The 22021-nt window shown below is 71.4% G+C and carries 19 protein-coding genes; 15 read left to right on the forward strand and 4 right to left on the reverse strand.

All coding sequences use genetic code 11. The features are described from left to right. Positions 1 to 135 precede the first annotated feature (135 nt). Positions 136 to 897 carry a GNAT family N-acetyltransferase gene (locus ACZ4TV_RS19805; protein ID WP_468135972.1) on the forward strand — a complete coding sequence of 254 codons (762 nt, stop codon included), beginning with the start codon at positions 136 to 138 and terminating at the stop codon, positions 895 to 897. A gap of 193 nt (positions 898 to 1090) precedes the next feature. Here ACZ4TV_RS19805 and ACZ4TV_RS19810 read toward each other — a convergent pair whose 3' ends face one another. The 3 genes from ACZ4TV_RS19810 to ACZ4TV_RS19820 all read right to left on the reverse strand — a co-directional run bounded on the left by ACZ4TV_RS19810 (position 1091) and on the right by ACZ4TV_RS19820 (position 4346). Beyond that, entirely contained in the window at positions 1091 to 2530 is a 1440-nt protein-coding gene (locus ACZ4TV_RS19810; RefSeq protein WP_468135973.1) for an alpha/beta hydrolase family protein, read from the reverse strand. 324 nt (positions 2531 to 2854) lie between these two features. Continuing rightward, the gene (locus ACZ4TV_RS19815) at positions 2855 to 3322 is read right to left on the reverse strand and encodes a hypothetical protein (protein ID WP_468135974.1); all 468 of its coding nucleotides are present in this window, start codon (positions 3320 to 3322) and stop codon (positions 2855 to 2857) included. Positions 3323 to 3362: 40 nt separating this feature from the next. Further along, entirely contained in the window at positions 3363 to 4346 is a 984-nt protein-coding gene (locus tag ACZ4TV_RS19820) for an aldo/keto reductase (RefSeq protein WP_468135975.1), read from the reverse strand. A 99-nt stretch (positions 4347 to 4445) separates the two neighbouring features. Between ACZ4TV_RS19820 and ACZ4TV_RS19825 the strand changes: the two genes are divergently transcribed. From ACZ4TV_RS19825 to ACZ4TV_RS19880, 12 genes are all read left to right on the forward strand, one after another. Then, positions 4446 to 5030, forward strand: a complete 585-nt coding sequence (locus ACZ4TV_RS19825) for a TetR/AcrR family transcriptional regulator (protein WP_468135976.1) — start codon at positions 4446 to 4448, stop codon at positions 5028 to 5030. Between the two features lie 350 nt (positions 5031 to 5380). Continuing rightward, positions 5381 to 6748 carry a pyridoxal phosphate-dependent decarboxylase family protein gene (locus tag ACZ4TV_RS19830; RefSeq protein ID WP_468135977.1) on the forward strand — a complete coding sequence of 456 codons (1368 nt, stop codon included), beginning with the start codon at positions 5381 to 5383 and terminating at the stop codon, positions 6746 to 6748. 196 nt (positions 6749 to 6944) lie between these two features. Then, positions 6945 to 8285: a ricin-type beta-trefoil lectin domain protein gene (locus tag ACZ4TV_RS19835; RefSeq protein ID WP_468135978.1), complete on the forward strand. Its 1341-nt coding sequence runs from the start codon at positions 6945 to 6947 to the stop codon at positions 8283 to 8285. A gap of 158 nt (positions 8286 to 8443) precedes the next feature. Then, positions 8444 to 9553 carry a LamG domain-containing protein gene (locus ACZ4TV_RS19840; RefSeq protein WP_468135979.1) on the forward strand — a complete coding sequence of 370 codons (1110 nt, stop codon included), beginning with the start codon at positions 8444 to 8446 and terminating at the stop codon, positions 9551 to 9553. A gap of 310 nt (positions 9554 to 9863) precedes the next feature. Then, positions 9864 to 10580, forward strand: coding sequence for a glycosyltransferase family 2 protein (locus ACZ4TV_RS19845; RefSeq protein ID WP_468135980.1), 717 nt, complete (start codon positions 9864 to 9866; stop codon positions 10578 to 10580). Continuing rightward, the gene (locus ACZ4TV_RS19850; RefSeq protein WP_468135981.1) at positions 10577 to 11002 is read left to right on the forward strand and encodes a hypothetical protein; all 426 of its coding nucleotides are present in this window, start codon (positions 10577 to 10579) and stop codon (positions 11000 to 11002) included. The genes ACZ4TV_RS19845 and ACZ4TV_RS19850 overlap by 4 nt, the downstream gene beginning before the upstream one ends. Beyond that, positions 11002 to 12120 carry a glycosyltransferase family 4 protein gene (locus tag ACZ4TV_RS19855; RefSeq protein WP_468135982.1) on the forward strand — a complete coding sequence of 373 codons (1119 nt, stop codon included), beginning with the start codon at positions 11002 to 11004 and terminating at the stop codon, positions 12118 to 12120. Before ACZ4TV_RS19850 ends, ACZ4TV_RS19855 begins: the two co-directional genes overlap by 1 nt. Continuing rightward, positions 12117 to 14408 carry a DUF2206 domain-containing protein gene (locus tag ACZ4TV_RS19860; RefSeq protein ID WP_468135983.1) on the forward strand — a complete coding sequence of 764 codons (2292 nt, stop codon included), beginning with the start codon at positions 12117 to 12119 and terminating at the stop codon, positions 14406 to 14408. The genes ACZ4TV_RS19855 and ACZ4TV_RS19860 overlap by 4 nt, the downstream gene beginning before the upstream one ends. Continuing rightward, entirely contained in the window at positions 14405 to 15586 is a 1182-nt protein-coding gene (locus tag ACZ4TV_RS19865; RefSeq protein WP_468135984.1) for a glycosyltransferase family 4 protein, read from the forward strand. Before ACZ4TV_RS19860 ends, ACZ4TV_RS19865 begins: the two co-directional genes overlap by 4 nt. Next, positions 15579 to 16958, forward strand: coding sequence for a lipopolysaccharide biosynthesis protein (locus ACZ4TV_RS19870; protein ID WP_468135985.1), 1380 nt, complete (start codon positions 15579 to 15581; stop codon positions 16956 to 16958). The genes ACZ4TV_RS19865 and ACZ4TV_RS19870 overlap by 8 nt, the downstream gene beginning before the upstream one ends. Then, entirely contained in the window at positions 16955 to 18199 is a 1245-nt protein-coding gene (locus ACZ4TV_RS19875) for a polysaccharide pyruvyl transferase family protein (protein WP_468135986.1), read from the forward strand. Before ACZ4TV_RS19870 ends, ACZ4TV_RS19875 begins: the two co-directional genes overlap by 4 nt. After that, entirely contained in the window at positions 18196 to 19314 is a 1119-nt protein-coding gene (locus tag ACZ4TV_RS19880; RefSeq protein ID WP_468135987.1) for a glycosyltransferase family 4 protein, read from the forward strand. Before ACZ4TV_RS19875 ends, ACZ4TV_RS19880 begins: the two co-directional genes overlap by 4 nt. Before the next feature lie 64 nt (positions 19315 to 19378). On the opposite strand, the gene ACZ4TV_RS19885 is transcribed toward ACZ4TV_RS19880, so the two are convergent. Next, on the reverse strand, positions 19379 to 20584 hold the full coding sequence (locus ACZ4TV_RS19885; RefSeq protein WP_468135988.1) for a cellulase family glycosylhydrolase: 1206 nt from the start codon (positions 20582 to 20584) through the stop codon (positions 19379 to 19381). 225 nt (positions 20585 to 20809) lie between these two features. Here ACZ4TV_RS19885 and ACZ4TV_RS19890 point away from each other — a divergent pair, with 225 nt between their 5' ends. After that, a complete protein-coding gene (locus ACZ4TV_RS19890; RefSeq protein WP_468135989.1) occupies positions 20810 to 21682 on the forward strand; it encodes an isocitrate lyase/PEP mutase family protein in 873 nt (290 codons plus the stop codon). Next, a complete protein-coding gene (locus tag ACZ4TV_RS19895; protein ID WP_468135990.1) occupies positions 21679 to 21939 on the forward strand; it encodes a hypothetical protein in 261 nt (86 codons plus the stop codon). Before ACZ4TV_RS19890 ends, ACZ4TV_RS19895 begins: the two co-directional genes overlap by 4 nt. The last annotated feature ends 82 nt before the right edge of the window (positions 21940 to 22021 follow it).

Below are 22021 nucleotides of genomic sequence, written 5' to 3' on the forward strand. Positions count from 1 at the left end.
CCGGCACCCCGTCACTCCGGCACCCCGTCACTCCCGCACCCCGTTACCCCGTCCCGCAGGTCCCCGGAAGACGCCGCCCCGCTTCCGGGGACAATTCGAAGGCGGGCGCGGCCCACGGCTGCATAGGCTCCGCCTATGCCACGCCCAGAAATGCAGCGGATCAACGCCTTCCTGTCCGCCTTCGCCCGCCGCCAGGCCGCGCGCACCGTCGACCTCCCCGGCGGATTCGCCGTATATGACGACGACTTCGCCCATTCCCGCGCGAACAACCAGGTGGTCATCGACACGGCCGTCGATCCCGAGGCTCTGCCCGCCCTCGCGGACGACGTACTGGGGCACCTGCCACACCGACTGATCTCCGTCCTGGACCACGAAGCCGGATTGGCGTGCGCAGCGCCGCTGATCCGGGCCGGATACACCCACTCCACCTACCTCGTCATGCTGCACGAAGGCTCCGTGCCGGCCGGCGGCCCCGCGCAGGAGGTGGACCTCGACGCGATACGCATCCCGCTGACCCGGCGCTGGCGGAGCTTCCTCCCGGACGTCGACGACGAGGTCCTACGCCACCTCGTCGACCGGCGTGAGGCGCGCCGGCGCGGGGCGGACGCCGTGCACTTCATCGGTGCCCGCACGGAGGAAGGCGAGGTCGCCTCATGGGCCGACCTCTACCTCGACCCGGCCACCGGCACGGCCCAGATCGAGGATCTCGTCACGTCCGAGGCGCACCTGGGCCGGGGTTACGCCGACGCCGTCCTGACCACCGCCTTGCGCCTGGCCGTCGACCAGGACTGCGATGTCCGCTTCTTGACCGCCGACGCCACGGACTGGCCACGCCATTGGTACGAGCGCCGAGGCTTCTGCGTCGTCGGCCGCTCACACTGCTTCGAACGCGACTGATCGCCACGGCCGCACCGTCGAAACCCGCACCTACCCGTTTCAAAACGCGCTTCTCACGACCTGATCCCGAGCCGGCAGACGGTCTACCGGCGCTTCGAACCCAGTTGGAAGCCCGCTGCCGGCCCCGCACCGAGGCGACCGGGCACTGGCCGCTGAGCCGCTCATGCACCCGTCACGTGACCCGGAGGCGACATCACCTGGTGGATTTGGTCGCTGTTGCGGCTCGGGCCACGCCGCTCTCGTCAACGACGAACCGTCCGCTCTCGGCGCCGTTGAAGGTCCCGTTCTTGATCCACTCGATCACGGCTGCCTGGACCGTGGCATGGGGGCCTGCCCACGGCCGGCCGGGACGCCCGCCGTACGGCGTTCCCGACTCCGGCGTACAACGGGGACCGGAACAGCCCTCGAGATGCATCAGGTGGCTCGCGCACTGTACCTGCACCAGCACCTTGTTCGTCATTGCTGCCGGGAGGGCGTTGAAGATCGCGGCGGCTGATCCCGGGGGCACCCCGAGGTCCTCGACACCTGCCATGACCAGCGTGGGCGGTGTCAGCTGCCCGGCGACGGCGGCGTTCCAGCCATAGGTCGAGAACGTCGGTGCCCGGCTCAGGCCGACCGGGTTGCCGGGCTCCCCTCCCCAGCTACGCCCCAACCTGTCCTGTTGCAGGGTCTGTTCCCACAGTTGGTCCTGGCTGCTCGGCACGATATGACCGGTGCAGGCGGCCTCGCGCTCCGGGGGAATCGTCCAGCCGGAAGCCTGTCCCTCACGGGTCACGAGCGTCAGCGGGAAGGTGACGAATCCCGTCGGTGGCTCCGTCTCCTCGGTGGGTCCGCCGAAGAACGGCGACAGGAACACGACACGATTGACCTTGGCGATGACGGCGGCGCTTCCGGGAAGGACCGGGTTGGCGGCGTACAGCGTCCGCCCGACGTGCTGGGCACCGAGCGAGTAGCTGAGCAGGGTGACCTTGCCGTCCGTCGGCTTGGCGCGGGCGATGGCGTCGTCGATGACCTGGCGGATGTCACGCACCCAGACATCCGTGCGTGCGAAGCGGTGGTTGCTGGAGTGCGGGCGCCGCTCTCCGTCGAGCGGGTTGTTCAGGAGCAGCGTTCCCTGCTGGTCGAGCCGGAAGAGCGGATTGTGGGTGCGGTCGCACCCCTCCGGGTACGGACAGGAGCCGTCTGGGAGATACGGGCGGAGGCTCGCGTTCCCGGGGTCGTTGAGGCCGTCATCGAAGCGCGTTGAGCGGCCGTAGCCGAGAAGGCTCGGGGCGAAGGTGTCGATTCCCGCCTGGGCGAGCCTCTTCTGGACGCTGAGGTGTCCCCCGCCGGGAGCGGGATGTCGCAGGTCGAACACCGCGGGGCCGGGGATGGTGCGGCCGTGGACCAGTACCGCGGCCTTCCTGGTCACGTTCTCGCACTTGCCGTGGGCGTACACCGGGCGGATACGGTGGACATGGAGCCTCGCCCGGCGGCCGTCGAACTGCGGGTCGGGCATCAGACCGGGCGGAACCCTGAACTTCAGCCAGTAATCCTCGGCCCTGATGCCTGTCGGAGCCTTGTCACAGCGCGTGGCCGAAGCCTGGATGTCGCCGGCGGCCACCGAGGCGCCCGAGCCGAAGACGCCCGTCATCAGGCTGATTGACAGGGCAGCCACCATCCACGCGTGCCGCCGCCGCGACAACCGCTTCGATCTGCGTTTCGCGTCCCCCGACGCGCGCTTGGGACTCGCTGGACTGGTGTGCATCCCATCTCCTGACCGGCTGCTGCGTATGGATCACGTCCCGCCGCCCTCGCACTGTGCTCATCAGTGACGAAAGTGGCGTCAGCAGCATGCTTCGGTGTGTTCTGCCCACCAAGCAGGCTCGACGGAGCAGGTTGGCGATCTACACAGGCGGCCTAGGGAAGTTCGGATGCAACGCGATTCTGGGCGCGCCGCGATGCCGCCTCCTGCGGGTCAATGGACCTGGACGGCGGCGGCGCTGATGAAGGCGTCGAGGGCGTTCTGCAGGTCTTGTTCGCGTTCGGCCAGCTCCGTTCTTGTCGACGCACCACGAAGGGGGCTGACGGCGTCGAAGGCTGCGGCGGCAAGAGCGACGAGCGTTCCGTCTTCGGCGAGGAGCCGGACTCGGAACTGCGCGTTCTCCGCGGCGGCGCCGAGTCGGTCGCATTCCGTGAAGGCCTGCCGAGTCTCGGGGCTGTCGGGCGCTTCCTGCAGCCGGATCCAGAGGGCCACCGTCGCTTGCTTGAGTGCCGTAACAGCCCCTGCATAGGCGCTGTAAGTCGTCAGACGCTCCTGGCGCAGATGCTGAGCGCGGGCGAAGGCCTCGGCTCGCGCACTGGTACGGCGCTGGAAGGCAAAGGTGATGACCGACCCCAACAGGGTTCCGGAGACAGCGATCAAGCTGGCCAGCAGGACCTCCACGCCGACATCTCACCACGCGCGCGTACGCCCGTACAGTGCATCAGCCGTTCAGCGACTTCATCAGCTCCGGGGCGTAGCGGTCGCCCGAGGCCACGCCGTGCGGGGCCACGGCGTCGATGGCGGCCAGGTCCGCGTCACTGATCGTGACAGCGGTAGCGGCGATGTTCTCCTCCAGGTAGCGGCGGCGCTTGGTGCCCGGGATGGGCACCGCGCCCTGGTGCAGGGTCCAGGCCAGCGCGAGCTGCGAGGGCGTGACCCCCTTCTCGGCGGCGAGGCGTCGCACCTGGTCGACGACGGCCAGGTTGCGGTGGAAGTTCTCGCCCTGGAAACGGGGGTCCGTGCGGCGGAAGTCGTCGGCGGCGAAGTCGTCCGGGCTGGTGAGGGCGCCGGACAGGAATCCCCGGCCCAGCGGGGAGTAGGCGACGAGTCCGATGCCGAGCGCGCGCAGGGTGTCGAGCACGCCGTCGTGTTCGATGCCGCGCTCGAAGAGGCTGTACTCGGTTTGCACGGCGGCCAGGGGGTGGACGGCGTGGGCGCGGGCGATGGTGGGGGCCGCGGCCTCGCACAGGCCGATGTGGCGGACCTTGCCCGCGGCGACGAGCTCGGCCAGGGCGCCCACGCTCTCCTCTACGGGCACGTTCGGGTCGATGCGGTGCAGGTAGTAGAGGTCGATGTGGTCGGTGCCCAGGTGGCGCAGGGAACGGTCGGCCGCGCGGCGGATGTACTCGGGGGTCGCGTTGTGGCCGCGGAAGGCGCCTTCGTCGGTGAACTCGATGCCGGTCTTCGTGGCGATCACGGCGGCGTCGCGGCGGCCGGCCAGGGCCTTGCCGAGGAGCTGTTCGTTGTGGAAGGGGCCGTAGCCCTCGGCGGTGTCGAGCAGGGTGACGCCGAGCTCCAGGGCGCGATCGATGGTGGCGAGGGACTCGGTGTCATCGGTGGCTCCGTAGTGGGCGCTCATGCCCATCAGCCCGAGCCCCTCGGCTCCGACCGTCAGTCCCTGGCTGCCCAGTGTGCGGATCTCCATCGTCGTCTCCTAGGTAAGTAACTAACTGGATAGATTGAGCATGCCCGGCGCCTGTGGTCGATGTCAATAACCAGATAGTTACTTGCTAGGCTGCGGACCATGGCACGGGATTCCAGCGCGACCAAGGCCCGCCTCCTCGACGCGGCCTTCTCCGAGTTCGCGGCCTACGGCATCGCCGGTGCGCGGGTCGACCGCATCGCCGAGGCCGCGCAGGCGAACAAGCGGCTCATCTACGTCTACTACGGCAACAAGGAACAGCTCTTCGACGCCGTGCTGCAGCGGGCGCTGGAGACGGGCTCGGAGTCCGTGCCGTTCGACGCCGACGACCTGGCCGGATACGCGGGCGCCGTCTTCGACCACCTCGTCGAGCGGCCGTCGCTGATGCGTCTGGTGCTGTGGAAGCAGCTGGAGCGGCCGGGGAGCACGGACGCGGAGGCGGCGTCGTACCAGGGCAAGATCGCGGCAGTGCGGCAGGCGCAGGAGGCGGGCAGGATCGACGCCGGGATGGACGCCGCCGACGTGCTGACGCTGGTGATGGCCACGTCGCAGGCGTGGTTCGGCGCGGTGGGCGGTCCGGCGGCCGGCGAGACGGGCGGCGACTGGGCGCCCGAGCGGCTCGCCCGCCACCGGGCGGCGGTGGTGGAGTCCGTACGCCGGATCACGCGCCCCCACAGCGACCGGTGACGGAGGCGGTACGGGGAGCGACGCCGCCCTGCTACGGTGCGGCGCCGCGGGTCGACCGGGCCGCGCGCGGTCGGCGGTGACCGGCCGCGGTTCTCGGGGCAGCGGTTTCGCGCCGCCCGTGTGCGCAGGTGCCGAGGAGCCTCGTCAGCCGGGAGACCGCCCCGGTGACCTGGCCTTCACGAGGCCGCCCCCGGTGACCTGGCCTTCACGAGACCGCCCGTTCCAGGTCATGGGCTCCGGGAGCCGCCCGCGCCGGGCTGATCCGGTGTCGGCCGGTTCGGGAAGCCGGGGGGAGTGACCGTGTGAGGCGTGCCTTGCGCGGTGGCCGCGGCTGTCTCATAGTCCGAGGTATGGACGCGCGCGAGGCGGCGCTCCGGCAGGCACACGACCACGCCGTCCGCTGGCTGGCGAGCCTGTCCGACCGCCGGGTTCCCGCCCGCGCCTCGGTCGACGAGATCGTGCGCGCGCTCGGTGTCGAACTGCCCGATGCTCCCAGCCCGCCCGCCGACGTCGTCGACCTCCTGGCCACGGCCAGTGAGCCGGGGCTCACCGCGTTTCCCAGCGGCCGCTTCTACGGCTTCGTGGTCGGGGGTACGGAACCGGCCGCGCTGGCCGCGGACTGGCTGGTCAGTGCCTGGGACCAGAACTGCGTGATGCGCGCCGTATCGCCCGCGTACGCGGCGGCGGAAGAGATCGCCGGCGCGTGGTCGCTCGATCTGATCGGCCTGCCGAGCGACAGCGCCGTCGGCTTCACCACAGGTGCCACGATGGCCAACTTCACCTGCCTCGCCGCCGGGCGCGACGCGGTGCTGCGGCGCTCCGGCTGGAACACCGCCCGCGATGGACTTGCAGGCGGGCCGGCTGTACGTGTCATCGCCGGCGAGGACCGGCACATGGCCATCGACCTGGCGCTGCGCTACCTGGGGCTCGGCCAACCCGAACTGGTGAAGGCGGACGATCAAGGGCGCATCGAGCCCGAGGCCCTGCGGCACACCCTGGCGGCCGGCGGGCAGAGCCCCACGATCCTGATCCTCCAGGCCGGGGACATCCACTCCGGCGCCTTCGATCCCTTCCCCGAGACGATCCGTGCCGCTCGCGAGGCAGACGCCTGGGTGCACGTCGACGGCGCCTTCGGACTGTGGGCCGCCGCCTCCCCGGCGTACGCACACCTGATGGCGGGCTGCACACACGCGGATTCATGGGCGACGGACGCCCACAAGACCCTCAACGTCCCCTACGACTGCGGCCTCGCCATCGTGCGCGACCCGTCCGCGCTACGGGCGGCGATGGGCCTGCACGGCGACTACCTCATCCAGGACGAACACGGCGACCCCATCGACAAGGTCCCCGAACTCTCCCGGCGCGGCCGGGCCTTCACCGTGTGGGCCGCGCTCAGATCCCTCGGCCGATCAGGTGTGGCCGACCTCGTCGATCGGCTGTGCCGATACGCTTCGGCCTTCGCCGCCGGCATCGCGGAGATCGACGGTGCGACAGTCCTCAACGAAGTGGTGTTCACCCAGGTCTGCGCCCACTTCGGCAACGACGAACGCACGGACCGGGTACTCACCCGGCTGCTCGACGACGGCACGGCCTGGATCAGCGGCTCCACTTGGCGCGGCCGACGCGTCATGCGCATCTCGGTGAGCAACTGGTCGACGACCGACGAGGACGTGACGCGCACGCTCGACGCGATACGCCGCGCAGCCATCAGCTCCTAGAACTCTCCCGGTGATTCGGCCGATGCCGACCGCCTGACCTCCGAGCCCGTACGAGTCTGCCGCCGGCCGCTAACTCCCCTCCCCGCATGGGTCTTTGGCTCATTGGCCTACCATCTATTCGATTCCCGTCGAGCCCTTGACACCGCTCGGCCCGGCGGGAAGTGATTCTCGATGAGAGGGCAACGAGCACTTGCGATTGACAGGCAAGCACCGAATATCCATCGTTGCCGCGGCGGCCGCGGCGGCGATCGTGGGAACTCTGCAACTCCCCTCCAGCGCGTTCGGCACGGAGGACACCGGGGCGACCGCGGCGGAGGCGGCCGGCTCCCAGGCGGCTCCGCCGGCCGCCGAGGCACTCGACTCCCACGCGGAGGACTCCGCCATCCACAGCAGCGACCACACGGCCTTCAAGGACGGCGTCATGTCGCTCGGCTCGGAGGCCCCCCGGCCCGCGACGAGATCGGCCGCGGCCGCCGCCCCGGCCGCCGCCCCGGCCCCGCCCCAGGGCGAAGGGTGGAAGCTGAGCGGCGCGACCAAGTGGCTGCAGACCGGCTACACGATCAAGTTCTACGACCAGAAGTCCGCAGACTGGCTGGCCCCGTACGTACGGGCCTCCGCCGCGGACCTCCAGCGCATCACGAACCTGCCGGTCACCGTCGACACGAAGCCGGTCGGCTGGGACTACGTCAGGCCCAAGGGCGAGGTCATCGTCGGCGTCCTGCACCGCCCGTGCCTCCCGCCGGCCGGAGAAGGCAGCATGGGCAGCACCGGCTGGAAGGTCGTACGCGACGGGTCCGGCAGCGCGAACCTCAGCTGCGGCTTCACCAACTCCTCCGTGGCCGAAACCGTGACCAGCGGACACGCCTACATCGACAGCGAGTTCTTCACCTCCGCCGGCAAGCCGACAGCCGCCATGGGCGAGACGTACATGCGCAACCACATCAGCCACGAGCTCGGACACACGCTGGGCCTGACGCACGCCAACCGCAGCCTGACCAGGAGCGACTGCGTCAAGGGGACCGACTCCGGGCAGTTCCCGGTCATGTGCTCGCCCGCGTACGCCTACCAGGACAAGCGGGCGGGCACCTACGTCCAGCAGTTCGACGTCCAGGGCCTGCGCCGCCTCGCCGCCGGCGCCGGCGCCTCGCTGTCCCCCCAGGGCAGAGTGACCGGAATCGGCGCGAAGTGCCTGGACGTCAAGGGCGGAAAGGCGGCCAACGGCACGCAGATCCAGCTCTACACGTGCAACGGCTCCGCGGCGCAGTCGTGGATCCTGGGCAAGGACGGTACCTTCCGCGCGTTCGGCAAGTGCCTGGACAACGCGCGCAACGCGAGCACCAACGGCAACAAGATCAGCCTCTACGACTGCAACGGCTCCCCGGCGCAGCGCTGGTCGGTCAACGCCAAGGGCCAGATCGTCCACGTGGCGTCGGGCAAGGTCCTCGACGTGACCGGCGGCGCTACCGCCAACGGCACCGTCGTCCAGCTCTACACGGCCAACACGAACAAGCGCCAGGTCTGGGTCACCCCGAAGTAGCCCGGCCGGCTTCCGTGCGCCGTACCGGGTCCGGTACGGCGCACGGAACCAGCTCCACGGGGCGCAACGGGCGGGCTACGCGCCCAGAGACGGGCCGAGTCCGTCTCGTGACGTCCCGTCCGACAGCGCCCCACCCGTCATGTTTTACGATCCGTCCCATGACGGACGGTGCGGATCAGACGAACAACCCCCAGCAGGATCCCGGTGCGGGGCACGGTGGCTACGGCTACCCCCAGGGACAGCCCGGTGGCTACGGTTTCCCCCAGCCGGGGCAGCCGAATCCGTATCAGCAGCCCCTGCCCCAGCCGGGGTCGGCCGGCCTGCCGCCGCATCAGCCGCATCAGCCGCCCGCGCCCCCGGTCGCCTTCACGCCGTCGCCGCAGCCCGACTGGCAGGCGCTGGCCGACCGTACGGAGGCGCAGAAGCGCACGCGCAAGCGCATGTGGATGGCCGGCATCGGGCTGGTGGCGTGCGGCCTTGGCATCGGCGCGGGTTTCCTCATCCTCGACCGGACCGGCAACGGCGGGGACGAGCCCGGACCCGGCACCTCCCAGGCGGCGCCCAGCGGCCCCGCCCAGGGCAGTGCGGACGCCAACTCGCCCACCGTGCCCGGCGAGCCGAACCTGCTCCGCGACCGGTCCGGCCAGATCAACGTCGCGCTCAGCCCGGACGCCGTGATCGGCAAGGTGGACAACGGCAACGTGCTGCGCCTGCGCAGCAACGGCAACTCGTACGCGCAGGCGGCCGAGCCCGTCGTGGACGCCTCCAAGAGCTTCACCGTCTCGGCATGGGTCTACAACGAGGCCGAGGGCGGATCGCGGTTCGCCATAAGCCAGGGCGACGGCGCCTCCTACTCCTTCGAGTTGGGCCGTGAGGACAGCAACGGCAAGAAGGCCTGGGTGTTCCGGATGCAGACGGACGAAAAGGGCGCCGCGTCCACCGCCGTCGCCGCGTTCTCCGAGGGCTATCAAACGGTCCGCACCTGGGCCCTGCTGACCGGCGTGTACGACGCCCAGGGCAAGACGCTGACGCTGTACGTGGACGGCAAGGAGGCCGGTCGCGCTCCCGTGGCCCAGGCCTGGGCCGGCCAGGGGCCGTTGCAGATGGGTCGCTCCCGTCACCACGGGATCTGGAGCGGACCCTGGGCCGGCGTCATCGGTCACGTGCTGGTGTGGGACAAGCCGCTGACGGCGGATCAGGTGCTCGCGCTCAAGGGCGGAAAATTGGACAAGGAGATCAAGCCGGTCGCTTCTTGGCTGGTCGGTTGAGCTGACGCAATCGGTCGAGCTGGCGCAATCGGTCGAACTGGCGCAATCGGTCGACCTTTCCGCCCGGATTCGACCCTGTTTGATCATCATGCCCGGATCGCGGCGGTGGATGGGCGCCGCGCGATTCGGCTAAGGTCTCGGCTGGCCCCCTGACCGCGGGCCATGTCCGTACGGCAGAACACCTAACAGACCGCCCGACTCGGGCGTGCGGGCCAAGACTCCACGACGTGAAGGCTCCTCACGTGCCCAGGCACTCCTGAGCCGTCGTTCTCGTCTGGCACCGGGGGATGCATTGAATACGCTTTCCATCGTGATTCCCGCGCTCAACGAGGCACCCAATCTGCCCACCGTGGTGGATTCGGTACCCACCGCGGAGCTCAAGGCCATGGGCTGGGAGACCGAGGTCATAGTCGTCGACAACGCCTCCACCGATGACACGGCCGCAGTGGCCGCCTCACTCGGCGCCACGGTCGTGTCCCAGCCGGCGCGGGGCTACGGAAACGCCTACCACGCCGGCTTCCGCGCGGCGAAGGGCGACGTCATAGCCACCGGCGACGCCGACTGCACCTATCCTTTCGACGCGTTGCCGGAGCTGCTGATCACGCTGACCGAGCACGACGTCGAGTTCATGACGACCGACCGGCTGCGCCGCGAGAACCGCTCGGCGATGAAGAGGTCCCACACCATCGCCAACCACGCCTTGAGCGCCCTGAGCCGGGCCCTGTTCCGCAACGGGCTGCGCGACTCGCAATCCGGGATGTGGCTCTTCCGGCGCTACGTCTGGGACGGCGTCGACGTGCTGTCGACCGGCATGGCCTTCTCCCAGGAGATCAAGAACGCCGCGACCCGCGCGGGCTTCCGGTACCTCGAAGTGCCGATCGAGTACCGCAACCGCCAGGGCGAGGTGAAGCTCAACGCACTGCCCGACGGCATGGCCAATCTGCGCCAGCTCTTCGAGCACCGCTTCCGCCGCAGCGCCGACGGCCGAGGGCGTCCGATCCACGAGCGGCGGCACACGACGGTATGAGGAAGCGTCTGATCCGGGCCGCCCTGGCACTCGTCCTGGGCACCGGACTGTGTGCGGGCGCCTGGGCCCTGCCCCCGGTGCGGACGGTACTTCTGGAATCGTTCACGCGTCAACAGTCCTCGTTCATCGAGCTCTACTTCACCGAGAACCCGCGGTTCGACGGGGCCAGCGTGCTCGCGCCCTTCGCCCTGAACGACCACGGCTCGGGGGCCCGCACGCTGCTCGTCACCCTCACCGTGGAGGCCAAGGACGGCAAGGTGCTGGCCACCGAGACGTACACCGTCGAGCCCCACCAGGGCGCGGCCGTCACGGTGACCGCCCGGGTACGCGCCAAAGGGGCCGAAGTCGACATGATCCGGCTTTCCCTGGTCGGCCACCCCCAAACCCTCCACTTCCGCTTCGGCCAGCCCCCGGAACTCTGATGCGCACCGTTCTCCAGATCACCCCGTACTACCCACCGCACCTCGGCGGCCTCGAACGCGTCGTGCTGCACCTGTCGCGCCGGCTCGCCGAACGCCACGACGTGCGCGTCGTCACCACCGGCCTCGGCTCCGGCGGCGCGCCGCGGCGCGCACGGCAGGACGGCGTGGCCGTACGACGGCACCGCGCCACCGAGGTCGCCCACACCGCGATCGCCCCCGGAATGCTCCTCTCCCTGCTGGCCGCGCCGCGCGGCGCCATCCTGCACGCGCACTGCGCACACGCCCTGCTGCCGGAGACGGTGGCGCTCGCCGCACGCCTCCGGCGGCAGCCGTTCCTGCTCCACTTCCACCTCGACGTGGACGCCAGCGGGCGCCTCGGCGGACTCCTGCCCGCGTACAAGAAGCACGTCTTCGGCCGGGTCGCGCGCGCCGCCGCCGCGATCATCGTGCTGACCGGGCAGCAGGCCCGCTTCGTACGGGACGCCTACCGGGTACCGGCCTCTCGCGTGCACGTGGTGCCCAACGGCGTCGGCCCGGAGTTCTTCCGTCCCGCCGCGTCCGCGTCCCCCGGCGAAGCGTCCGCGCCCGCCCCCCGTCCGCTGCACCTGCTCTACGTCGGCCGGCTCAGCGCCCAGAAGAACGTGGCACGGTTGCTCGACGCGATGAGCCTCGTCCGCGCACCGGTCCGACTGCGCATCGTCGGCGACGGCGAACTCGGCGGCGAGCTGCGCGCGCGGGCTGCCCGGCTCGGACTGGACCCGTACGTCGAGTTCACCGGCCCCCTGCACGGCGAGGAACTCCTCGCCGCGTACGGGGACGCCGACGCCTTCGTCCTTCCCTCGGACCGCGAGGGCATGCCCCTGTCCGCGCTGGAGGCGATGGCCTCCAGGCTGCCGGTGCTCGCGACCGACGTGCCGGGCAACACGGAGCTGCTCGGCGGCGTCGGCCTGCTGGCCGCGCCCGAACCCGCCGCGCTCGCCGCCGCGGTGGACCGCCTCGCGGCGGACCCCGCGCTGCGCCGCGAGCTGGCCGGGCGCAGCGCCGAGCGGGCCCGCCGACACACCTGGGAGGAAGTGGCGCGGCAGGTGGAGGACGTCTACCGGAGGGCCGGCATATGACCGTCTCCCCCTGGCTGCGGGGGCGGCTCGGCATCCTGCTGAGCCTCGGCCCCGCATGCGCCGTCGAAACACTGCCCGGCGTTCCCGGGCTCCTGCTGGCTCCCGTAGGACTGTGGCTGCTCCTCGTCGCTCCCGTCCTGCTGCTGCGCGGTCTCACCGACCGAGTGGTCTCCACCCGGAGCGGCTCGGTCCTGCTGGCGGCCGGTCTCGCCGTCGTCCTGGACATCCTGGTGGCACTGGCCGCGAACACGCTGCTGCCGGTCGTCGGAGTGGAACGGCCGCTGACCCGGCTGGTGCTGGCCGCCGCGACCACCGCCGTACTCCTCCTCCTCGGCGTCTTCGCGCCCGAGCCGAAGCGGCCGCTGCTGCGCGGCGGGCCCCGTCGCGGCGCCCGCCCGGTGGCGTGGACGGCCGGAGCGGCGCTGCTGCTCTCCGTGGCCGGCCCGATCCGCCTCAACAACGGTCTGGGCGGGGCGGTCGCCACCGCCGCCCTGGTCGCCGTCACCGCGCTGCTCGTCCTCCTGCTGCTGCGCCGCCACCGGTACGCCCCGCCCGTGCTCGAGGCGGGGATCTACGCGGCCTCCGCCGCCCTGCTCCTGCTGACCTCGCTGCGCGGCTGGTACATCACCGGGCACGACATCCAGCGGGAGTACCTCTACTTCCGGCTCACCCTCGGCGGCGAGTTCTGGGACATCTCCGCCTACAGCGACCCGTACAACGCCTGCCTGAGCATCACCCTGCTCCCGGTGAGCCTCTTCCGGCTCACCGGGATCGAGGACATCTACGTCTTCAAGGCCGTCCTCCCGCTGCTGTTCGCGCTGACCCCGGTGCTGGTCCACCGCGCGGTGCGCAACGTGGCCTCCCCCCTCGTGGCGCTGCTCTCCGCCGTGTTCTTCATGGCGTTCCCGACGTTCTTCACGGACATGCCCTTCCTCGGCCGGCAGGCGATCGCCTTCCTGCTGCTGGGCTGCGCGATGCTCGTACTGACGGACGTCCGGCGGCCGCTGCGCGTGCGGCGCGTGGTGTTCACGGTGCTCCTGGCCGGAGTGGTCCTGTCGCACTACTCGACGATCTACGTGGTCGTCGGCACGCTGGCGACGGCCTTCGCCGTGGACAAGGCCGGGCGACGGGTCTTGCGCCCGGGCGGCCGCGGAGCGCGGCACAAACGCGGACAGGAGCCCGTCCCCTCCTTCCTGACCTGGTGGATCGTGGCCCTCCCGGCCGCGCTCGCGCTGCTGTGGGCGGGCCCGATCACCCACACGGGCGGCCAGCTGGAGAGCACGCTGAGGGTCGTAGCGAGCGATCTGTTCGGTACGGGCGGCGCCCAGGGAGGCTCCTCCGACACCCGCCACAGCCTCTTCGGCGGCGGCGGCGTCACCCCCCAACAGCGGCTCGCCGAGTACCGCGAGGACACCGTCGGACACACACGGGCCGATCGCGCCGAAGGCAAGTACCCGCCCCTGGAGGGCATCTCGAAGTACCCGACGCCCGTCGCCGAGAAGGAGAACCTGCCGCTCACCGCCGTCGGACGGGCCCTCGATTCCCTCGGCGTGAGCGTGCCGGGGCTGAACGGGGTCCTGCGTCAGGCCGCGGCCCTGCTGCTCCAGGTCCTGGTCCTGGTCGGGTTCGTGGTCGCGGTGCGGGGCCGCACCAGTCCGTTCGCACCCGCCCGGGACCAGATCACCCTGACCGCCGGCGCGTTGACGATGCTGGCCCTGTTCACGCTGGTGCCGCAGCTGTCGGTGGACTACAGCGTGCTGCGCGCCTTCCAGCAGGGACTGCTGTTCTTCGCGCCCTTCATCGCCGCCGGCGCGCTCTGGGCGGTCCGCTGGGCGGGACGCCGGGCCGTTCCCCTCCTGTGCGTGCTCGTCGCGGGGCTGATGCTCGACCTGACCGGCGTGGTGCCCAAGGCACTCGGCGGCTACCCGGCGCAGCTCTCCCTCAGCAACTCCGGCCCCGCCTACGACATCTACTATCCGCACGCCGAGGACCGACGGGCCGCGATGTGGCTCAACCGGCGGGCGGGCGGCGACGACGTCGTCGTGCAGACCGACCGGTACTCCTTCAGCCGGCTCCAGACCCTGTTCACCGTGCGCACGCAGGACAGCATCCACCCCGCCCTGCTGCGCTCCCAGTCCTACGTACTGCTCGGCGACACCCCGGCCCGCAAGGACGAGGTCACCCTCTTCTTCCGGGGCGACCTGGTGACGTACCGGTATCCGCGGAACCTGCTCGATGCGACCCGCAACCTCATCTACAGCAACGAAGGGGCCGTGATCTACCGGTGAACCGGACACAGCGGCAGCCGCGGGTCCTTCTCGTCAGCCACTACTACCCGCCGCACGTGGGCGGCATCGAGAACGTCGTCCGCAACGAGGCCCTGTACCTGGCCCGCCAGGGCGCCGACGTCACCGTCCTCACCAGCGGGGACCGCGGCGCGACGCGCGAGGACGACGGCGTCCGCGTCGTGCGCGTCGCCGCGTCGAACGCGGTGGAGCGCCGGGCCGGCGTACCCTTCCCGCTGTTCGCCCCCACACTGCTGTCCGCCGCTCTGCGCTGGGCCCGCCGCGCCGACGTCGTCCACGTCCACGACTGCCTGTACGCCTCGTCCTGGGCGGCCGGACTGGCCGCGGCCGCCACCCGGACCCCGACCGTGGTCACGCAGCACGTCGGCCTGGTCGCGCACCCCTCGGCGCCGGTGCGCGCGGTGCAGCGCGTCGTCTACGCCCTCGCCGGCCGGCCCCAGCTGCGACGCGCCCGCCGGGTGTTCACCGTCAACGCGGACGTCGCCGCGTTCGTCCGGGCCCTCGGCGCCCCCGCCGACGCCCACCGCCATCTCGCCAACGGGGTCGACACGGAGCTGTTCCGGCCGTCGACGGGTCCCGCGCAGCGGGCGGCGGCCCGCGCGCGGTTCGGCCTGCCCGCCGAGCGCACCCTGGTGCTGTTCGCGGGCCGGCTCGTTCCCAAGAAGGGCTACGCGCTGCTCCTGGAGGCGCACGCGTCCGAAGCCGCGTCCGAAGCCGGCTACCAACCCGCGTACGACCTGGTGTTCGCCGGGGACGGCGGCGGCGATGGTCCCGCGCTGGCCGGCCGGACCGGCGTCCACCACCTCGGCGCCCTGTCCGCCGAGGACCTCGCCGAGGTCTACAGGGCGTGCGACGTGTTCGCGCTGCCCTCCACCGCCGAAGGCTTCCCGCTGACCGTTCAGGAGGCCATGGCCTCCGGGATGCCCGTCATCACCACCGACGATCCCGGATACGCGCCCTACGGCCTGGACCAGGATGTCGCGCTGCTGGTGCCCCGTGAGACGCCGGCCCTGCGCGCCGCGCTGGACGCCCTCGCCGCGGACCCCCCGCGCCGGGCCGCGATGGGCGCCGCCGCGCGTGCGCTGGCCGTGGACTCCTTCGGCTGGGAGCGGCACGTGACCGCGCTGCTCGGTCACTACCGGGACGCCATCCGTGGGTAGGCACGCCCGCCCGGCGGACCAGATGTTCCGGAGCTCCTTCTTCCTGCTGGCGTCGACGGTGACGACGGCAGGGCTGAGCTTCCTGTTCTGGGTGGTCGTCGCCCGCTTCTACCCTCCCGAGCAGGTCGGGCTGGCCACCTCGCTGATCTCGGCGACCTCGCTGCTGGCCTACCTCAGCATGTTCGGCCTGAACAGCACCCTGATCCGCTTCCCCGCGAACGAAGCGGCCCGCGACGGGCAGATCACGCAGTCCATGGCCCTGGTGGTGCTGGTGTCCTGCGCCGCCGCCGGCGTCTACCTGCTGGGGCTGCCCTGGTACGGGCACAAACTGCTGTTCATCCGGGACCAGCCCCAACTGGCAGTCCTCTTCGCGCTGTTCTGCGCCTGCGCCGCGGTGAACCTGCTCGTCAAGGCCGTCTTCATCAGCGCCCGCATGGCGCAGTACAACGTGCTCTTCGACGGCGTCCTCCAAGGCCTCGCCAAGATCGCCGCGCCCATCGCCCTCGTCGGCTTCGGCGCGGTCGGCATCGTCGGCTCGGCGGGCATCGGCTACGTCGTGGCCGTGGTGGCGGCGTTGCTCCTGCTCCGGCGCCGCCTGGGCTTCCGGTTCGACTTCCGCAGCCGTGGCACCCGGCTGCGCGAACAGCTCCGTTTCTCCGTCGCCAGCTACGTCTCCAGCCTGATCAATCTGGCTCCCGTGCTGATCACCCCACTGATCGTGCTGCAGAAGCTGGGGGCCTCGGAGGCCGGTTACTACTTCGTCGCGTTCCAGATCGCCGCGCTGCTGAACTCCGTCTCCACCGCCGTGGGGGAGGCCGTCTTCGCCGAGGTGTCCTCGGACGAGTCCCGCTTCGGCGAGCTGCTGCGCCGGTCAGGGAAGATCATCGCCGCCGTTCAGGTCCCCGCCGTCACCGTCGTCGCCGCCGGCAGCGGGCTGCTCCTGCTCATGTTCGGGGCCGGCTACGCGTCCGCCGCGCGGGGCCTGCTGAGCGTGCTGGCCGTCGCGGCGCTCGCCGTCGCCCTCAACACCTGGGCCTGCTTCGGGCTGAAGCTCGCCCAGCGGATGAAACAACTGATCACCGCCAACGTCATCCTCGCCTGCACCACCATCGGCCTGGCCGCGCTGTGGGCACCGCGCGGGCTGATCTGGGTCGGATGCGCCTGGGGCCTGGGGAACCTGGCCGCCGGCCTGTTCGCCGCGGCCGCCCTGCTGCGCGGCCGGCCCTCCGCGCCCCGTCCTCCGGAGCCGGACGTCGACCCCGGGCCCGGCTGGTCCCCGGTCGACACTCTCCAACTGCGCGCCGTCCGCCTCCCCGGCCCGGCGACCGCCCCGACACCCGCCGTATCGACTGCCGAGAGGTACCGCCCGTGAAGATCGTGGTGATCAACGCCTACGTCCGGGAGAACGCCGGCGACGCCGCGCTGCTGTCCGTCTGCCTGCGCCAGATCCGCCAGGCCTTCCCGGGCGCCGCCGTCTGCGTCGCGGGAATGGAGGACCCCGCCGTGCACCCCACCTTCGAGGGCGCCCCCAACCTCGGCTCCATCCGCCGTCACGTCGCCGACGGCACGGTCTCCCTGACCCGCCGTCTCCTGCGCAAGCTGCACGTCGGCGCGGTCGGCGCCGGGCTGCTCCTGCTTCCCCGCGCCGCGGCCGTCCTCCTGCGACGGACCCTGCCCGCCGAGGCCCGACGTGAGGCGGACGCCCTGGCCGGAGCCGATCTGGTGGTCTCCACCGGAGGCGCCTACATCCTGGCCCGCCCCGGGCTCGACGGCCACCAGAACGTCTTCTTCGTCCTCCTGCCCGTCCTGCTGGCGCAGCGGGCGGGCGTACCGGTCGTCTTCGCCCCGCAGTCCTACGGGCCGTTCCCGGCCGTCGCCCAGCGCCGGCTCGTCGCCCGGGCCCTCGGCCGTTCCCCGCTGGTGCTCGTCAGGGAGGACGTCAGCGTGGACCAACTGCGCGGCTGCGGACTGCCCGCTTCGGCCCTCGCCCGCGGAGTCGACTCCGGCTTCGCCTTCGATCCGCCGCCCGTCTCCGACTGGCGGGCCCGCCTCGGCGTCGGCCCGGACGAGCGGCTGGTCGCGGTCACGGCCCGGCGCTGGCTCGCGCCGGCCGCCCAGGACGCGTACGAGCGGGCCCTGGCCGAGACCATCGACGCCGTGCAGGCCACCGGCGCCCGCGTCGTGCTCGTTCCCCAGGTCAGCACCGACTACCTGGGCGACGACGACCGGATCGTGGAGCGCCGGATCGCCGCGCGCTGCACCGGGGCGCCGCTGCTGATCGACGAGAGCGTGGACTACCGCGACCTCAAAGGCGTCTACGGCGAGTGCGTCCTGCTGATCGGCACCCGCTTCCACTCGGTGATCTTCTCTCTCACCAGCGGCGTTCCGTGCGTGGCCATCGAATACGAACACAAGACCCGCGGCATCATGGCCGACCTCGGCCTCGGCGCGTACGTGCTGCCCATCGCGGACGTCACCCACGCCCGGCTCTGGGCGCTCGTGGAGCCGCTGCTCCGCGACGACACCGGCTACCGGGAGCTGCTGGCACGGCGTCTGCCCCGCTACGTCACCGAGGCCGAGCGCTTCCCGGAGCTGCTACGGGCCGCGGCGTGAGGCGCCGTACGGTGGCCGTCGTCACCCCCTACTACCCGCCGCACCTCGGCGGGGTGGAGCAGTACGCCGCCCGGGTCGCCCGCGCCGTGCGCGACACCCCCGATCTCGACGCCGTCGTCCTCACCAGCCGCAGCGGCCCGCGCACCGAGACCGCCGTCGAGGACGGGGTGCGGGTGATCCGGCTGGGCTCCTGGATCCGGCTGTCCAACACCCCGCTGAGCCCCCTGTGGCCGCTCCAGCTGCGGTACTGGCTGTGGCGGACGGGCGCCGACGTGATCCACGCCCACGCGCCCGTACCGGGCTTGGGGGACCTCGCGGTGGCCGTCGCGGGACGCCGGCCGTCCGTGCTGACGTACCACGCGGGCTCGATGCGCAAGGGCGGCCCCGGCACGGGCACCGCGGACCGGCTCATCGGCCTGTACGAACGGCGGGTGCTGCCCCGGGTGTTCGCGCGGGCCCGCGCGTTGGTGGCCGTCTCCCCGGTGTCCTTGGCCGCGGCGCGCCCGGGCGCGCTGGAGATCAGCCCGGGCGTGGACACCGCCCGGTTCACGCCGGGCGCGCCGCCCTCCGAGCGGCAGCCGGTCCTCCTCTACGCCGGACGGATCGACCGTTCCTCGGCGTGGAAGGGGGTGGACGTCCTGGTCCGGGCCCTGACCGAGGTGCCCGGGGCGCGGCTGCGCCTGGTCGGCGGCGGCGACGCGGTGGCCGACCAGCTCGCGCTGGCGAAGTCCCTCGGAGTCGGGGACCGGGTCTCGGCGTCCGGGGAGCTGACGGGGCCGGAGCTCGTGGAGGCGGTCCGGGGGGCCGCCGTGCTGGCCCTGCCCTCGCTGACCGAGGCGGAGTCGTTCGGAATGGTGCTGGTGGAGGCCATGGCGTGCGGCACACCCGTGGTCGGCTCGGCGGTGGGCGGCATCCCGTACGTCATCGCGGACGGCCGCACCGGCCTGCTGGTGCCGCCCGGGGACGCCGGGGCCCTGGCGGCGGCCTGCCGCAGGCTGTTGGAGGACGGCGAGCTGGCGGACCGGCTGGGTGCGGCGGGGCGGCGATCGGCCGTCGAGCGCTTCGCGTGGGACGGCCTGCTGGCCCGGTACCTGGAGCTGTTCCGGTCCCTGTAGCGCGCCTGCCCCGGCGGCCCCGGCGGCCCCGACGACCTCGGCGCCCCACCGGTGGCGCGTCCCGCTACCGGGGGTGCTTCCTCTTGTACTCCTCGATGGCGGAACGGAGGGTGGCGAACGACGGTTTCGCCGAGCCGTCGTAGCGGCGCAGCCCGTAGTACTTGGAGTGGCTCTTGTCCTCGCCGGTGGCCGTGTCCTGATGGGCGAACCAGAACGCGGCCGCCACGTACTTGTCCTGCGCGGCCGTCGGCACGGTGTCGGTGGCGATCCTCGCCTGGAACTCCTCCGTGACGTGGGTGATGTTCTCCGTCCGCGCCTTCTCGCCGGCCGCGGCGTTCCCCGTACCGTTGGTGGGCGCACCGGTCTCCGTCAGCCAGACGGGCATGCCCGGGGTCCCGTGCCGCTCGGCGACGCCGACCAGGTTCTCACCGGCGCTGCTGATCTCCTTGAAGACCTTGCCGTCGTGGGGGAGCTGGGGCCAGGCATAGGGGTGGTAACTGAGCGCGTCGACCACCTTGTTGCCGCCGAGCTGCGAGACCTGCTCCAGGAAGTCGAGGTGGGAGACGTACTTGATGGGCTCCCACGTGCCGACGGCGGCGAGCCCGCCCATCAGCAGGTACGCCGTCGGGTCGGCCTCTCGCAGCGACGCGGCGGTGGTCTTCAGCAGCGCCGTGTAGGCCTTCGCGTCGGGCTTGGGATACCAGAACTGCGGGATGTTCGGCTCGTTCCAGATCTCCCAGGTGTGCACGCCCTGGGGCGCGTAGCGCAGCGCCGCCAGCCTGGCGAAGGCGGCGAACCGCGCGGGGTCGGCCGGCGGACAGGAGGGCCGGGCGTCGGAGCAGGACGCGGCGCGCGCCCACCCGGGGGTGTACGCGATGGTGGCGAGGATCTCCAGATTGCGCTCACGGGCCGCCTTGACGACCCGGTCGAAGCGCTTCCACTGGTAGCTGTCCGAGCTGTCGGGCTGGATGTTGTTCCAGGACAGGTCCACCCGGATCCACGTCGTGCCGAGGCCGACCGCGTCGTTGAGGGCGGCGGCCAGGCCCTCGTCGGACTTCCAGGTGAGGGCGTCACCGTAGGAGAGGCCGAGCCGCAGGTCGTGTTCCTTGGGTGGTTCGGGGGGCCGATGGGAGCCGCCGGCGACACGTCCCGCCGCTTCGGACGCCGAAGGGGACGGTGACGATGCCGCGATGACCGTCGCCACCGTCGCCACGACGAAGGAGATGACGGCGGTGACGACCCGCTGACGTTTGTTCGAGTGGCCCACCATGGGGATCAGCCTAGGGCAAGCTTGCGAGCCGCTCGCTTCCGGCTGTTGGAGTGAGACCAGTGACGTTTCTGTAGTGAACGCGCTACGCCGTTGGAGTGAGTAAAGACTCCGTAGGGACTGGTTCTCGGGATCCCCACGAAATGATCAGGGTTGAGTAAAGAGCCGTCGTGTCGCGGCTGACTCGCCTTCACCCCTGTGCAACACACCCCTTGGAGGAGCCGGACGATGACTTACGGGAACAAGCTGCGAGAAGAGATCGCCGAGCCGGGGACGACCCCCCTCATCGGCGTGTACGACATGTACTCGGCGTCGGTTGCGGCTGAGCACTACGACGGGATGTTCGTCTCCGGCTTCGGGTTCGCCGCTTCGTACTACGGACTGCCCGACATCGGGTTCATCGCCTGGCCGGACATGCTGGCCTTCGTCCAGCGGCTGCGCGGAGCGTTCCCCCGACACCACCTGCTCGTGGACATCGACGACGGTTACGTCGATCCCGAGGTGGCCTGCCACGTCGTGGAGGGGCTGGAGCGCATCGGTGCCTCCGGCGTCATCCTGGAGGACCAGAAGCGCCCACGAAGGTGCGGCCACGCCGACGGCAAGCAGGTCCTGCCGCTCGCCGAGTACCTGGAGAAGCTGGACCTGGTGCTGGCGACCCGCAGGGACCTGGTGGTCGTCGCCCGCACGGACGCCACCGAGGAGGCCGACATCCTCCACCGGGCAGAGGCCCTGGCGGCCACGGACGCCGACGTCGTCCTGGTCGACGGGGTCCGCAGCGTGGAGTGGATCCGGCGGATCCGGGAGGTCGTCGGCGGCAAGCCGCTGCTGTTCAACCAGATCGCCGGCGGCAAGTCGCCGCGTCTCTCGCTCAGCGAGCTGGCCGAGCTCGGTATCAACGTGGCCATCTACAGCACGCCCTGCCTCTTCGCCGCGCACCGGGCGATGGACACGGCCCTCACCGAACTCCGTCTGGTCGACGGGCGGTTGCCCGCCACCGACGAGAGCGGTGAGATCGGAGTCGGCGAGTCCACCAGGCTGCTGACGAAGAACATCGCCCGGCACCGACACGTGCCCGCCTCGCGCGAGAGCGTGGGCGCGTGACCCTGGCGCGGATCCGGGCGGCCGCCGCTGTCGCCGTGGCCCTGATGGCGGGCGGCGCGACGCCCGCCGCGGCGGGCGACAGCCTGATCACCGTGATCGACAACTCACACGCCGAATCGGACTCCCTGGTGGAGGTCGACCGGTCCGCCAACCTCCAGAGCGGCAGCGGCACTTCGGGCAGCGACCACGACGGCAGCGCCGTGGACATGCTCGCCACGCTGGTCGGAGCAGTGCGCTCCGGTGAAGGAGGACGCTGACTGCGGGACGCCTGCGTCATGACCGGCGACGAGAGGGCCGGGGCCCGCTGGGGTCCCGGCCTTTCAGCGCCACTCTCAACGG

It is taken from the genome of Streptomyces sp. NPDC028910 (genome assembly GCF_055564955.1).